Origin of the sequence: Reichenbachiella sp. 5M10, from assembly GCF_002742335.1 — a bacterium.
Taxonomy (GTDB): domain Bacteria; phylum Bacteroidota; class Bacteroidia; order Cytophagales; family Cyclobacteriaceae; genus Reichenbachiella.
Window position 1 is genome coordinate 2,535,760 of sequence record NZ_MDGR01000007.1, and the last position, 14,317, is coordinate 2,550,076.

The window sequence follows — 14,317 nt, forward strand, 5'->3', positions numbered from 1 at the left end:
TTGATTCGTGCACAACCCGCAAGTTCGAATCAAAAAACACAGAAGATCGGAGCATAGACTAAACGAATGCCATCCTATCCACACCGTACAAAGTAGTAAGCAAACGGCGCAGAGGCTTAGCAGAAAACAGCCCCCCTCCAAAGCATTGCCCTTGTCCCAAAAAAAAGGTAGTATTGAAAGGTAAATAATGATCATACTTGTGATCGTCATACTATAGTTATGATCCTAGATGCAGAGAATTGACTACAATCATAAAACGATAGCTGAACTGCTAACTCTTAATGGAGCTCTAAGGGATATTTTCATATTGGGCTCTACACTTGACGATTGGAACAACGTTTTGCACGGCTTGAAGAACTCAGATTATGGCTTGGACTTCCTCATCGACTCTGAACCCGCAGAACTTCCTCACAACGCAGAAGAAATATTTAAAATTGAAAATTCAAAAACGTTAAGAGTAAGACAAGATAACATTTTCTTCAACTCATACTTTTTTGTTGATTCCGAGATAGATTTTGACATTGACCCTCGTGACTTTGTAGCTTTTGAGCAAGGAGAGGACTTGGTCAACTTCATGAGATTCCTTAGCAACTTAACCAACAAACCTTGCATACTAACACCTGAACTAGATCAGGAATATATCTTGATGAAGATACTACCGAACTCCTCTAAGATTCATGTGTAAAACGACAGCCCAACAGACTATGAATGAATGAGGTTTCATCAGTCAGGACACTTTGGTTGGACTTGGAAAATCCGCCACAACTTTTAAATTTGAACCAAGATGTGGCTATGTACGAGACGAGAGGTTAGTATTTCCAATACTCCACTCATCATGGCAGGCCATAAAAAAATCTCAATAGCTATGAAAACATATTTTGCAATAATCTCTTTAATCGTTCTCTCTCTAACTTCATGTGGCAAAGAAGATTCAAGCTCAATAGTTGGTGAATGGAGATTAACTAAACTAACCTATTGGGGAATAGAAGAAGGTAGTGAAGAATGGTCTTTCTTTGAGGATGACTACTCCAATTATGGAGTTACATATACATTTCTTGCTAATGGAACTTTAAAGATTGATGCTGGAAACAACCCGGATTGGGTAAATAATACAGCTAACTACGAATTTGGATATTTCCCACTTGGAGGATCAACTGATCCTGAAGCTCTTTTGGTGAAAATTGATGGTTCAAAATGGACATACAGCTACGATGGAACTACGATGATCCTTGGAAAGTCCTACGTTGATGGGGCTGACTATCATTTCGACAGAAAATAATTTTTGCTAAAAATTGTTAGCATGAATGTACCAACTGCCACTTTTCAGACTTCTGCTCGCAGGATTTTTAGACTTTCGAAACACTATACCTCGAACACCCTAGTCATCGCTACAGTCATGATCCTTGAAACAGAGTCCTCTGAGACCAAGCAAAACTGACAAGAATGAATCCAAGCCGTCCTAGCGAACATATTATCTCTAAATGCCGATCAAATACATAACACAAAACTCAAATAACCTCCATAACACGCCAAATAGCAAATATCCATGTTGCATGGCTCAAGATGCGTAGAGAACTGCACCACCGCTCCCCTCAGAAAGGATAGAAGGCCGTGAAATGGACATTCCCTAACCACAACAGGAATGACTAAACAGGCTTTTGCAGTTTGGCGAGATTCGGCTACTTTAGCACATTATCAAACTGGAGGCACTCGCCAAACGCGGAACGTTGTGGGGCATTGTCCCCCCCTGAAAGCATTGTGATGAAAAAGACACTAACTTCTGTTATACTTTTAGTACTGACAGTTACTCATTGTTGGTCTCAGCGACTTGCATTTCCAACTGCTGAAGGATATGGGAAATATGCCAAAGGTGGGCGAGGCGGTATTGTCCTCGAAGTAACCAACCTGAAGGATAGTGGTGAGGGAACTTTAAGAGCCGCTGTTGAGGCAGAAGGGCCAAGAACAATTGTGTTTAGAGTTTCGGGTAACATCGAACTAGAAAGTCCAATCAATATTCAAAACCCTTACATCACAATAGCTGGACAAACTGCTCCTGGAGATGGTATTTGCTTAAAAAACCATCCTCTCAGCATAAACGCTGATCATGTGATTGTTAGATACATTAGAGTAAGACCCGGTGACACTTCAGGAAAGGATTATGACGCAGTAGGCGGACGGTACTTTAAACATGCTATTATAGACCATGTTTCTGCAAGTTGGAGTATTGATGAATGTTTGTCAATATATCACTGCGATAGTATTACAGTTCAGTGGTGCATTGTCGCCGAAAGTTTAAGTGGTTCAAATCACGTGAAAGGCTCTCATGGTTTTGGTGGAATTTGGGGATCAAATCATGGAACTTACCATCATAATTTGCTAGCCCATCATAGCAGCAGAAATCCTAGAATGGCTTCTGGTTCAGGATTCATGGATTATAGAAACAATGTAATCTACAATTGGGGTTATCAGAGTTGTTACGGAGGGGAGGCTTTCCAAAAAGGCAAACCGCAATTCAATTTCTCGACCTTTAATATAGTTGCTAATTATTACAAACCTGGGCCTGCAACTGAACCTGGAGAAGTCTCATATAGAATTGTCAATCCTGGATTTAGAAACGATACCGATGATTTTGGCAAATGGTACATCGCTCAAAATTTTATGGAAGGCAATTCCGAAGTTTCTATAGACAACTGGAACGGAGGAGTACAAACTGACATTTCATTCGACAAAATCAAATTAAGTATGCCTTGGGAGTCAATGCCAATCAATGAGCAGTCAGCCGAGGAGGCTTATAAGCTTGTTCTAGATAATGTTGGGGCAGTGCTTCCTGTCAGAGATGCCTTAGACACCAGGATTGTCGAAGAAACAAGAACTGGAATCGCTACTTATGAAGGAAGTTATGAACAAAAGCATAAAGTTGCTGACTCATCTAAAATGTGTGGAATCATAGACTCGCAAAATGATGTCGGTGGTTGGCCGGAATTGAAATCCACTTCTGCACCAAGAGATTCTGATCATGATGGAATGCCAGATGAATGGGAAGTAGAACAAGGATTAGACAAATACAACGCAAAAGACCGAAACACTTTATCTCCCAATGGGTATACAATGCTGGAAACATATATTAACGGAATAAAATAATAATTGTGCGGTACTACAAACACTATCATTCACAAGCTGACTGGGCTGTTTGCAAAGGCTTGTGTAATGAGATGTTTGTATAGAAATTAACTGCCTGACTTACGAGTGATAGTTGGCCGTTACACAGCATACTGAACCCAAGAAAAAACATTTACAATATGATAATAAGAAGAATCTACTCTTTGATCTGTTTGTCCATGATGATGATGGCACTACCTGTATGTGCCCAAACCATTGAAAAACAAAGAGTAATTATCCTCACTGATATTGAGGCCGATCCAGACGATACTCAATCGTTGATTCGTTTGTTTTTGTATTCCAATCAAATTGACATTAAAGGTTTAATTGCCAGCACCTCTTGTTGGTACTATAACCAGGTCCATCCGGAATCCATAGAAGAGGTAATTAAGGCGTATGGATCAGTACGATCCAATCTCTTAAAACACGAAAAAGGCTACCCAGAAGAAGAGCATTTGCTAGGACTCGTAAAACAAGGTTTACCAAAGTATGGTATGAAAGGTGTCGGTGATGGAATGGATTCTGAAGGTTCGGAATGGATTATAAAAGTACTGGAAGAGAATGACGAACGCCCATTGTGGATATCAACATGGGGAGGTGTAAACACACTTGCTCAAGCATTGTATAAAATTGAAAAAACGAAAAGCAAAAAAGAGGCTAAAAGATTAATTGCCAAGCTTAGGGTTTATACTATTTCTGACCAAGATGACAGTGGTATCTGGCTAAGAAATAATTTCCCTGACCTGTTCTATCTAGTTAGTCCAGGCGATGATTATGGTAGTGCTACATGGACAGGAATTAACACCTATATACATGGGATAGACAATACGAAGATTAGTAACAGTTGGATCGCTCAAAACATTCAACAGAATCATGGCACTCTTGGTGCAGCATATCCTGATGTTGCATGGGGAGTAGAAGGTGACACTCCGGCGTTTTTATCCTTAATACCGAATGGGCTAAATGAATCGGAACATCCTGAATGGGGTGGCTGGGGTGGTCGTTATGAACTATACAAGCCTGATTTTTCAAAAACAAAGGATGGTAGCTCCATAGTATCCATAGCACCGGAGACAAGAGCTATTTGGACAAATGCCATCGATAATTACTCCCCCTATGTTCCCAATGAATATGGCCGTTCTGTGAAACAAGACACCGTTGTCTTTAGTAATGACAAGGTTACTTTATGGCGCTGGAGAGATGATTTCCAAAATGATTTTGCTGCCCGAATGGATTGGTGTACCATGTCTTATGAGGATGCGAATCACCCTCCAGTCCCTGTATTAAGTCATCCCGAATATATCACTGTAAAATCAGGTGAAGACTTTACCTTGGATGCTTTTGACACGACAGATCCTGACAAGGATAATTTCAGTTTCTTATGGTTTAATTATCCTGAAGCCGGTACTTATAAAAAAAAGATAAAAGTCAATGGTGCAGAGAATGTACACATGGCATATTTCACAGCCCCAAAAGTTGATAAGGAAGAAACGGCCCATTTTATCTTGAAAGTTACAGACAAAGGCAAGCCAGCCTTGTCAAGGTATAAAAGAGTAGTCGTAACCATAAAACCCAATTAACCTTAAACCACGGATATGTTCCGTGGTTTTTGTCGCTTTCTCTGATAATGATTTCGCACATTATCCAACGAAATCATCCTCCACATATCCCCATTCTGCTATTGATACAGAGGAGGGATAAGTATCTTTCCAAACACCTGATCAGGAGTTTCTTACATTCCAATAGGGTCATAATGACAATTGGAAATCATTAGTTTTGAAGCCTTCAAAAAAGAGGAAGATTACTAATCGGCTTACTTAGTCATTGCAAAGTGAGTGGTGAACGGATACTTTTGAGATAAGACACCTAAGAGGCTGAACCTACAGAGAGCTTAGTTGGCCAATATCTGTAATAACCTGAAGATCAAACAACATGCTAAACATCACCATCTCTGACACTAAAGAAATCGACTTAGCTCAAATAGTAAAACTCTATGAAGCTAATGAGTGGAGCGCTGCAAAAAAGCCAAATGAACTTTATAACGCTTTGATGAATTCTCATTCACTAATAACCGCTTGGTGTTCAAACCAACTAATTGGTTTGGGTAATGCAATATCTGACGGTCATCTAGTCGTCTACTACCCGCACTTACTAGTACTACCAGAATATCAAGGCAATGGTATTGGCAAAATGATTGTCAACAAAATGCAGGAGAAGTATAAAAACTATCATATGCAAATGTTAACAGCTGATGGAAAGGCTATTGAATTCTATGAAAAGAATGGTTTTGTAACGGCAGGAAACACAAAGTCAATGTGGATATACAGCGGAAACGAACATTAGCATGTGTGAACTGAGCATTTGGCCAAGTCTCGGCGGAACGACCCCATGCACCTGCCGCAGAAATTTACTTCTCTGATTGTAGAGAGGTCAGTTCACTGCAAGGGAAGATCTGCCTAACACAGCGCTCCCCCATTCGCTAGCAGGTTCGGTAGATTTTCACTATTTTGTAGGTATTGTCAAACGACACGCACCCTACCCGTGCGTTATAGCCTATTAGAATGAAGAGAAGAAAATTCTTGAAACAAACATTTTGGGGAACAGTCGGAATTGGATTTTTGACTGGACTTTACACATGGCAAATTGAACCCTTTTGGTTGGAATTTGTAAAACGTAAAATGCCAATTGCCAATCTGCCAGATAACCTGATTGGAAAAAGGCTTATGCAAATTAGTGATATTCATATAGGGAATAGATTTGACTATAGCTATATCATTGACTCCTTCAAAAAGGCACAGAAATTCAACCCAGATTTTGTTGTTTACACGGGAGACTATGTAAACTATGAGAACGAAAAGCAATTTGAACAATTGGATGAAGTACTGAAACACATAGTAAAAGGAAAAATTGGGACTGTTGGAGTACTTGGCAATCACGACTATGGAGAAAATTGGGCTGAACAAAATGTCGCGGATAAAATTTCAGAACAATTGACAAATGCAGGAATTGAAATTCTTAAAAATGATCAATTGAATATTTCGGGGTTAAACATAATCGGACTTGATGACTATTGGTCCTTGAATTTTGCACCTGAAAAAGTGATGAAAAACTATGACCAAAACAAAGCCAATATATTGTTGTGTCACAACCCTGATGTTTGTGATTTAGATGTTTGGAATGGGTACAAAGGTTGGATTCTGTCTGGGCATACACACGGAGGACAATGTAAGCCACCATTTTTAAATGCCCCCATGTTACCTGTTAAAAACAAGAGGTATTCACAAGGTGAAATTGATTTGAAAGACGGCAGGACTTTGTATATTAATCGAGCAATTGGTCATTTATGGCAAGTGAGATTTAATGTTAGGCCTGAAATCACCATTTTTGAACTTGAAAAAGCTTAAAAAATAACTGTCTACAACAAGGTGTCCAAGTAGCTATAGCCTTTACCCGGCAAATCAGGACTCCTAAAAAAACGCACTCTCAAGAAGCTCCTAGTGCTCTAAAGAGTACAGGTGACGGTTGATTCGTTTGTTGCAAAACCCCATGTGGCACTGCAATCTTCCCAATGGATGGCTGGATCGTATTTCCCAACCTAGCAGGTTCAGTACCTCTGCTGCCACACTGCAATTCGTCCCTGTACTATTTGCCGTGCACACGAGTGCGCATTATCTTTGAGCATGGGCAAATTCGTCACTCTCAAGCAACTCGCCAGCCAACTGCAGCTCTCTCACACGACAGTATCACGCGCACTGCGAGACCACCCACGGATCAGTCCTGCTACCAAGCTACGCGTCAAACAACTGGCCTCTCAGCTCGGCTATGTACCCAATGTCCAGATGATGCATCAAGGACAGACTCGATACATCGGTGTGATCGTACCTGATATCACGATATTCTTTTATGCCAAGATCATCGAGACACTCCAATCCCTCCTCTCCGAGGCAGGCTATACCCTCCTGCTGTTCAACACCCAAGAAAGTGAAACTCTCGAACGACAAGCCGTACGCTCCTGCATCGAACACCGCGTGGCAGGCGTGGTAGCTGCCATCAGCAGCAGTACCAAGACGCACCGTCATTTTGAGGATTTGCTTCAGCACGAGATCCCGCTGGTGTTTTATGACCGAGTGGTCAACTTCCTCCCAGTACCCAAAATCATCGCTGACGACTACCGTGCCTCGTACCAGGCCACACAGTACCTGCTCGAGCACGGCTGTCATTGCATCGCTCACGTCACCGCTAGCATCCATCTCAACAACAGCAACAACCGGCTCTATGGTTTCATGGATGCACTCAAAGAATCCAATCTAGAAGTGAACGAAAACTTGATTCACTACTATGAAATGGAGCCTCAGAGCATCGAGGATTTCCTCCGCAAAACCCTGCACAAATACCCTCAGCTGGACGGCATCACCGTATTCAATGATTATGTCGCCAACATCGTGGTAAACGTCCTCCTCAAATTCGGCAAGCGCATTCCAGAAGACATCTCTGTCTTTGGGTTCTCGGATGAGCCCATCGCCTCTTACATGAATCCTCGCCTTTCCTCTGTCCAGCAGATCGCCCCCAAAATGGCCCGTCTATCTGCCCAAAAACTCCTCGCCATCATCCAACAAGAAGAACCCATGGAGTCCGAAAAAATCGTCATCCATCAAGACCTCGTGATCCGAGAATCAACCCAATCCTAACCCATCCCCCTCACACACAAATCCTCATACGCCACACCCCAAACCGAAAGCTCTTCCTCGGCCTACAGACCGCTGTGATTGACCGTTGCTTTGACTATATTCGCCTGTCCAAACCAAATACAAGCATAGTCGTGCGGACAACTTTGCCCGACGACACTCCATCGTTTTCATAGACCAATGATCAAATCCATTCGTATCAATCACACCCTGCTCGCTTCTGCTGGAGCACTGGTCATGACCTTCATCTGGTCAGGCTGGATCATCCTCTCCAGATCAGGTGTACAGACGAGTCTCACACCAGAAGACCTCACCGTCATCCGCTACGGTACGGCTACCGTGGTAGCCCTGCCTTTCACGTTGAGGTACGATTGGAAAAGCCTCACACTGTGGAAAGCCGTCATCATTGCCTTGGGGTGTGGCTTCCCTTACACGATGTTCTCATTCTACGGACTACAGAGCGTCAAAGCAGCCAATGCCGGAGTGATCGTCAATGGCCTACTGCCTGTATTCGGAGTGATTTTGGCCTATCTGGTACTCGGTGAGCGCAGCACCAAACAACGGATGTTTGCGATCGTACTGATCCTGCTCGCCAATCTCATCATGATCGGCAACCCTAGCCAACTCACGACGCACTGGTTTGGCTGGGCGATGCTACTCGGTGCCTCGCTGGTGTTTTCCAGTTACATGTTTCTAGGCAAGAGGTGGGGATTCACCACACGAGATGTCCTCGCCTTCCTACCCGTCATCAACTTGGTACTTTTCCTTCCTTGGTGGCTGATGACAGATAGTGGCATAGCCAATGCCCCTCTTTCCGATTTAGTCTTGCAGGCCAGTTATCAAGGCGTATTGGTCAGCATCATTGCCTTACTGTTGACATTTTATGCCATACAGCACATCGGAGCGATGACTCTATCGATCTACTTTTCCTTTGTGCCCTTCGTCACTGCGATCTTGGCCTGGGTCATCTTGCAGGAGCATTTGTCTACCGTAGAGATTGCAGGCATCTTGATCTGCTCTTTGGGACTATTTCTTTATGCAAAAAAGAGCACATAACCTGCCACTCCCCTTGGGGGGTATATGACCTAGCCGAAGGCCTCCACTGTTTGCCTTTTTGGCAGACGAGTTTGACTTCACGAAAATCAAACAGCGGATTTTCTCACTTTTGAGCTAGCAGATCAGTCCAATCGGTGTTTGACTTTATACACGGACACTTCACCTCTCAGACAAAACGATTATCGACGCTATCTCTCAAAAAACAAAAAGCCTCTGCCTCATGATCTGACGACCCAAGGCAGAGGCTCAAAACTCACGTCAGCACTGGATTGGACTACTCTAGTCCCTGCAAGAAACCTGTATGGGCTTTTTTGACACTAAAATCGTCGTTGTACATCAGGGGCCAATCCACATATCCATGAAAATCCGTCAACCAGGTTTCACTGTCGATCATCCCCCATACAGTCAAGGCAAACTTGCTTGTCTCTGGGATGGCGTTGTAGATCTCGACGACCTCCTTGTACTTGGCTTGTTGGTCGATGGCTCGCTGCTCTGTGAGTGAGCTCATGTTGTCGTTGGGATTGGCACGGATGTCTAGTTCAGAAAAATGCAGCAGCAAGTCTCTGTCTGTCACTTTCTTGGCTGCCCCCTCGATGGTGGCTCTGTCTGGTCCGTTGTAGGCGATATGCATCTGAAACCCAATCCCATCGATCGGCACATCACGTGCCACAAAATCATCGGCCATATCCAGAGATGCTTTTAGCTTGGCTGCATCAGTGGTCATGTTGTAATCGTTGTAAAAGATCAATACGTCTGGGTCAGCATCTCGGGTCCATTGGTAGCATTTTTCGATATAGTCATCGCCCATCTTTTGTCGAAAAACCGTATTTCTCAACTGACCCGACCCATCCTGAAACGCCTCGTTGACTACATCCCAGGAGCGTACGCGTCCTTTGTAGCGCGTCACTACGGTAGTGATGTACTCCTTAACCATCGCTTCGAATTCTTCGTTCGTCCCAGCAAAATCCTCCACCCAGGTCGGCGTAGAACTGTGCCAAATCAATGCATGTCCATGAATGGCAATATCGTTGGCTTCCCCGTACTCGACGATTTGGTCTGATCGGGTAAAATCATAGACTCCCTCTGTCGGGTACATGACACTCATCTTCATCTCCCACTCAGCCGTGATCTGATCAAACTCCCGTGTCAGCACCTCATGATGCTCTCCTGTCAATCGACTCGTCTGTACCGCCATGCCCACTGCAAAAGTCGTCGCGACCTCCTTGAGTGCAGTCGTCGGTTCAGGGCCTGGTTCGTCGAGCGTAGTGGCCACCACGACATTCGAATAGGCAGATAGTTCATCGTCTCGCTCCGTCCGCATGCGGACATAGTAGGTGGTACCATAATCTAGTTCGGTCACCGTGAAGCGCGTAGCGTTGAGACGCCAAGGGTCGTATGGCTCTACCAATTGCGAAAAGTCCTCATCGATGGCTACCTCTATTTGAAATTTGGTCGCTCCAGTCACCTTGCTCCAGGTCAGGACAAACTGATCCCCAGCTACATCGGTCGGTGTATCTACTGTCGGTGGCAAGAGTTCACCAGCCTCCTCTTTGGATCCATCTTCTCCACACGCACTCACCATCAGGACTACCGCACACACGAGTACCCATCCCTGCTTCCACGCACTTCTTATCATATTCTCTTTCATCTTTTATTGCTATACTTTCGTTAAAATCCATGTTCGTCGCGCGGCTCCCTATGTCCGCTACTCCTGTGCTATCTCTGACTCAGCACGCGGACGGTATCCTCATCTTCGGACTGCCTCACAAACCCCACACCGGGCTTCCATCGCAATGGACTCTTGTATGAATTGGCTTGAACCTTGGCAGTAGCCTCCATAAAACTGGCTCGCGCATGCAAGGAAACAGGGATCGGTCGATCCATACCCCGGCCCTCTCGGTCTCCATCGAATGAACTGATGACTAGTATCACCAGCAGTAGTAAAATGGTCAATCTCCATCCTTTCATAATCCTTCGTTTTAGTCTTAATTAGTCTCTAATGCTTTCATTTTGATACACATACAGTGGTCCTTCGTTGCACGCCACGACCACTCCTGTCTCTCGGCCTAGCCCTATAATTGCCGCCTTCTTGCTATCGTGAGGGATGAATACTCCGCTCTCCGTCATGGGTACTGCCTCAAACTCCCCATGTCCGTCCCCTCTCAACAGAAGTCCTAAACTCGCATCTCCTCGTGGAGTCTCTACTTCGCTCGCATAGAGGTTGCCCACAAGCAAGACATCCAACTGACCATCCTGATCAAAGTCACGAACCACGAGATCGTTGATGGAAGCCAATTGAGCTTCGTTGGGCAGTGGCTTGCGCTTCAAAATCCCCTCTCCGAGATTTTCGATGTACACGCTACCAAAATCCTCCACACGATGAGTGACCGATTGCTCCAAACTCTGCTTGCCGTAGACTTCTGTCACATTAGCCCTAGAAAAGGAGTGATAGTCCTTGAATTTCTTTTTGATACCTGGCACCTGCTGTGAGGAGCACGATCGCCCCCTTACAGGAAACTCCTCTCCAAAATTGTGATAGCTCAGCACGATGTCCTGCTGTCCATTGTTGTCAAAATCACTGGAATAGATGTTGAAGGTCGCTTCGGTAGAAGCTTGGTACTTGTAGTTTTGACCCAAATTTCCCAAGACATAATCCTGGTCTCCATCCCCATCAAAATCCCCCTCCTCGATGCTAAACCACCATCCCGTGGTATTGTCCTCCCCATAGCGGTTGGTCTGATTCGAAAAAATCCCCTTGCGGTATTCAAACACAGTGATCGGCATCCACTCCCCCACCAGCATGAGGTCTGTCGCTCCATCTTGGTCGACATCCGTCCAGAGTGCATCAGTCACCATACCGACGTTTCGCAGGCCTACGGCTAACTGAGCGGTCACATCGACAAACTGTAGTTTACCCGTCTCTAGCTTGTTTTCGAGCAGATAAGATTGACCTGCAGCAGGATATGCGTGAGGCGAGTGTCTCCCTCCCACAAACAAGTCCAAATCTCCATCGCCATCATAGTCGAACGGCCGGACACATGATCCGCTACCGGTCATACGGGGTAGTACATCTTCCGCTTTCTTGAGTTGCCCCCCTTCGTTGAGATAGAGTCTGTCTTGGTAGCTTTGGCTTGCTGCCTCAAATGTATTGCCCCCACTGACCAAGTATAAATCCAAATCACCATCTCCATCTACATCCAACCATGCAGCATCCAAGTCCTCATAGACACGCTCTCCAGTGGCCTGAAATGCTTCCGATCGGAAGCTACCATCTGACGATTGCAGATAGAGAAACCCGTTGCTCCCAGTAGCTGCTCCTACATAGATATCCTCCAAGCCGTCTCCATTGACATCTCCTACGGCAAGAGCAGGGCCAAAATGAGACATCCGGTGCGGTAGCAACACTTGGTGCTCAAAATCATCAAAATCGTCTTCGTGATGGACATAATCTATCCCTACCTCTGCTGTCACTTCTCTAAACATCGATGGTCTCCCGACAGGTCTATGCTTGACGACACTTGCATCTTCATGTGCCAAAGTATAGTTGTCGTTGACACCTAGGTCATGCATGTGCTGCACACGACCGTCAGGCCACTCCACATACAACGAATCCACACGCTGCTTGTCTCCCAACCCAAACAAGAGTACCGGTTCTACGGAAGATTGAAAACCTCTCGCCAGTACCATCTCCATGACTTGTCTATCCCCCGCACACCAAATCGAGACCTTAGTCCCCACACCGAGAGGGTTTTGAACAGGTCCTGTGAGCGATACCTTGAGGTAGTTGGCATGATCACTGGCCCGGTTGCGGTAGATACTCGCAGGTTCGTCGATATTGTTGACGATGAGATCCCAGTCTCCATCATTGTCTAGATCTGCATAGGCCGCTCCATTGGAGAAGCTCTTGTCATCTAGCCCCCACTCCGCCATACGCTTGACAAAACTAAGGTCACCCTTGTTTTGAAAGACATAATTGGCGATGGCTTCCGACGGCATTTTTCGGACGTTTTCGACAGGGATTTCGTCTCGTTTTGCGCTCGACGCAAAATAGACGTTGTCCTTTTCCAGCTTCTTGAAAAAATCATTGTTGTTGATATCACGGCGAGTGCCGTTTGTGATGAATACATCCTTCCATCCATCGCTGTTGAGATCCACGAAAAGCGGTGCCCAGCTCCAATCTGTCGAAGACATCCCTGCAAACCAAGCCACATTGCTGTACTGCGGGAGTCCTTGGGCATCCAAGCCTCTATTGAGCTGCAGTGCGTTGTACATGTATTGGTGATGCAAACCCAGATCCACCAACTCGAAAAAGCTGGCAGGGTTCATGCCCGACATATTTTCTTTGGAGCGACGGTTGTCCTCGGGAGCCATGTCCACTTGGATCACATCCATCAACCCGTCGTTGTTGTAGTCGGAGACATCTGACCCCATCCCATAGAAAGACGTCTGTCTCACAACCACCTTGGATTGGTCGGTGAAAGTCCCGTCCCCGTTGTTGATGTAGATGAAATCAGGACTGGCAAAATCATTGGACACATAGATATCTTGCCATCCGTCGTTGTTGAGGTCCGCTGCTGTGGCACTCAGTGACAGTCCGAAGTTGAGCACTCCGGCTTCTTCGGTCACATCTATGAAGCTGCCGTCTCCTTCGTTTCGGTAGAGGTGATCTGAATCCTTGCTTTTGGCATTTTTCAGCATCTGTTGGTAATAAAAATTCGGAGAATCAAACTTCGTAATCGGATAATTGGCCACATACAAATCCAAGTCACCGTCTTGGTCATAGTCAAAAAATGCCCCTTGCGTACTGTGCCCTGTATCGGCGATACCGTAGCGCGCGGCTTGGTCTTCGAATACCGGAATCCCGTTGGGGTCATTGCCGGTATTGACCAACAAGATGTTGGGACAACTTTCCGCTTGACCCGACACACTGATATACAAGTCGATTTTGCCGTCAGCGTTGATGTCGCATATCGTCACCCCCTGCATCCATCGCTGATCTCCGGCAGCATGTGCAGCATCGGTCACATCTACAAAAGTCCAATCCCCCTTGCCGAGGTATAGCTTGTTGTCTACCATGTTGCCAGTGAAGAAAATATCGTTGAAGCCATCACGGTTGAAATCCGCCACAGCCACTCCCCCTCCCATGTAGATATAGGGGTAATTGAAATAGTTGAGTGTATCGGTCTCTGTCAGGGTATTTGCAAACTGCACAGACGACGATTCAGAAGCGACTCTTTCGAACAAAGTCGCGGAAGGATTCGTATCTACGGTCTCCTCACACCCCATCCAGACAAGGACCACAACCAGCATGCAATAGGGTATAATTTGATTCAATCTATTCATAATCTATACAATCGAAAAACCAACACTGCGTGTGAAGGTTGTTCAGGTGTGGCATTACCACCAGGCACTATGTC

12 protein-coding genes are annotated in these 14,317 nt (G+C 45.2%); 9 read left to right on the forward strand and 3 right to left on the reverse strand.

The genetic code is table 11. From position 1 onward, the window contains the following. Positions 1-229: 229 nt before the first annotated feature. The 9 genes from BFP72_RS10170 to BFP72_RS10205 all read left to right on the forward strand — a co-directional run bounded on the left by BFP72_RS10170 (position 230) and on the right by BFP72_RS10205 (position 8,900). Positions 230-685 (forward strand): hypothetical protein, encoded by a 456-nt coding sequence (locus BFP72_RS10170; RefSeq protein WP_099599034.1) that lies wholly within the window; start codon positions 230-232, stop codon positions 683-685. 150 nt (positions 686-835) lie between these two features. After that, entirely contained in the window at positions 836-1,279 is a 444-nt protein-coding gene (locus tag BFP72_RS10175; protein WP_099599035.1) for a hypothetical protein, read from the forward strand. A 21-nt stretch (positions 1,280-1,300) separates the two neighbouring features. Beyond that, the gene (locus BFP72_RS19205) at positions 1,301-1,438 is read left to right on the forward strand and encodes a hypothetical protein (RefSeq protein ID WP_158233370.1); all 138 of its coding nucleotides are present in this window, start codon (positions 1,301-1,303) and stop codon (positions 1,436-1,438) included. Positions 1,439-1,761: 323 nt separating this feature from the next. Then, entirely contained in the window at positions 1,762-3,141 is a 1,380-nt protein-coding gene (locus tag BFP72_RS10180; RefSeq protein WP_099599036.1) for a polysaccharide lyase family 1 protein, read from the forward strand. 158 nt (positions 3,142-3,299) lie between these two features. Then, the gene (locus tag BFP72_RS10185; protein WP_099599037.1) at positions 3,300-4,739 is read left to right on the forward strand and encodes a DUF1593 domain-containing protein; all 1,440 of its coding nucleotides are present in this window, start codon (positions 3,300-3,302) and stop codon (positions 4,737-4,739) included. A 352-nt stretch (positions 4,740-5,091) separates the two neighbouring features. Further along, the gene (locus tag BFP72_RS10190) at positions 5,092-5,502 is read left to right on the forward strand and encodes a GNAT family N-acetyltransferase (protein WP_099599038.1); all 411 of its coding nucleotides are present in this window, start codon (positions 5,092-5,094) and stop codon (positions 5,500-5,502) included. Positions 5,503-5,720: 218 nt separating this feature from the next. Continuing rightward, positions 5,721-6,563, forward strand: a complete 843-nt coding sequence (locus BFP72_RS10195) for a metallophosphoesterase (RefSeq protein WP_099599039.1) — start codon at positions 5,721-5,723, stop codon at positions 6,561-6,563. A gap of 276 nt (positions 6,564-6,839) precedes the next feature. After that, positions 6,840-7,847 carry a LacI family DNA-binding transcriptional regulator gene (locus BFP72_RS10200; protein WP_099599040.1) on the forward strand — a complete coding sequence of 336 codons (1,008 nt, stop codon included), beginning with the start codon at positions 6,840-6,842 and terminating at the stop codon, positions 7,845-7,847. A gap of 177 nt (positions 7,848-8,024) precedes the next feature. After that, on the forward strand, positions 8,025-8,900 hold the full coding sequence (locus BFP72_RS10205) for a DMT family transporter (protein WP_099599041.1): 876 nt from the start codon (positions 8,025-8,027) through the stop codon (positions 8,898-8,900). 274 nt (positions 8,901-9,174) lie between these two features. Here the strand turns inward: BFP72_RS10205 and BFP72_RS10210 are convergent, their stop codons facing one another. The 3 genes from BFP72_RS10210 to BFP72_RS10220 form a co-directional block, all read right to left on the reverse strand. Continuing rightward, the gene (locus BFP72_RS10210; protein WP_099599042.1) at positions 9,175-10,548 is read right to left on the reverse strand and encodes an endo-1,4-beta-xylanase; all 1,374 of its coding nucleotides are present in this window, start codon (positions 10,546-10,548) and stop codon (positions 9,175-9,177) included. A 68-nt stretch (positions 10,549-10,616) separates the two neighbouring features. Continuing rightward, positions 10,617-10,868, reverse strand: a complete 252-nt coding sequence (locus tag BFP72_RS10215; protein ID WP_099599043.1) for a hypothetical protein — start codon at positions 10,866-10,868, stop codon at positions 10,617-10,619. A gap of 21 nt (positions 10,869-10,889) precedes the next feature. Further along, a complete protein-coding gene (locus BFP72_RS10220) occupies positions 10,890-14,243 on the reverse strand; it encodes an FG-GAP-like repeat-containing protein (RefSeq protein ID WP_099599044.1) in 3,354 nt (1,117 codons plus the stop codon). Positions 14,244-14,317: the final 74 nt, after the last annotated feature.

Excerpts from the sequence above, each read along its gene's own strand:
- BFP72_RS10170 (WP_099599034.1), top strand. The coding sequence starts at position 230 with ATGCAGAGAATTGACTACAATCATAAAACGATAGCTGAACTGCTAACT.
- BFP72_RS10200 (WP_099599040.1), top strand. The coding sequence starts at position 6,840 with ATGGGCAAATTCGTCACTCTCAAGCAACTCGCCAGCCAACTGCAGCTC.
- BFP72_RS10190 (WP_099599038.1), top strand. The coding sequence starts at position 5,092 with ATGCTAAACATCACCATCTCTGACACTAAAGAAATCGACTTAGCTCAA.
- BFP72_RS10175 (WP_099599035.1), top strand. The coding sequence starts at position 836 with ATGGCAGGCCATAAAAAAATCTCAATAGCTATGAAAACATATTTTGCA.
- BFP72_RS10210 (WP_099599042.1), bottom strand. The coding sequence starts at position 10,548 with ATGAAAGAGAATATGATAAGAAGTGCGTGGAAGCAGGGATGGGTACTC.
- BFP72_RS10195 (WP_099599039.1), top strand. The coding sequence starts at position 5,721 with ATGAAGAGAAGAAAATTCTTGAAACAAACATTTTGGGGAACAGTCGGA.
- BFP72_RS10220 (WP_099599044.1), bottom strand. The coding sequence starts at position 14,243 with ATGAATAGATTGAATCAAATTATACCCTATTGCATGCTGGTTGTGGTC.
- BFP72_RS10180 (WP_099599036.1), top strand. The coding sequence starts at position 1,762 with ATGAAAAAGACACTAACTTCTGTTATACTTTTAGTACTGACAGTTACT.
- BFP72_RS19205 (WP_158233370.1), top strand. The coding sequence starts at position 1,301 with ATGAATGTACCAACTGCCACTTTTCAGACTTCTGCTCGCAGGATTTTT.
- BFP72_RS10185 (WP_099599037.1), top strand. The coding sequence starts at position 3,300 with ATGATAATAAGAAGAATCTACTCTTTGATCTGTTTGTCCATGATGATG.
- BFP72_RS10205 (WP_099599041.1), top strand. The coding sequence starts at position 8,025 with ATGATCAAATCCATTCGTATCAATCACACCCTGCTCGCTTCTGCTGGA.
- BFP72_RS10215 (WP_099599043.1), bottom strand. The coding sequence starts at position 10,868 with ATGAAAGGATGGAGATTGACCATTTTACTACTGCTGGTGATACTAGTC.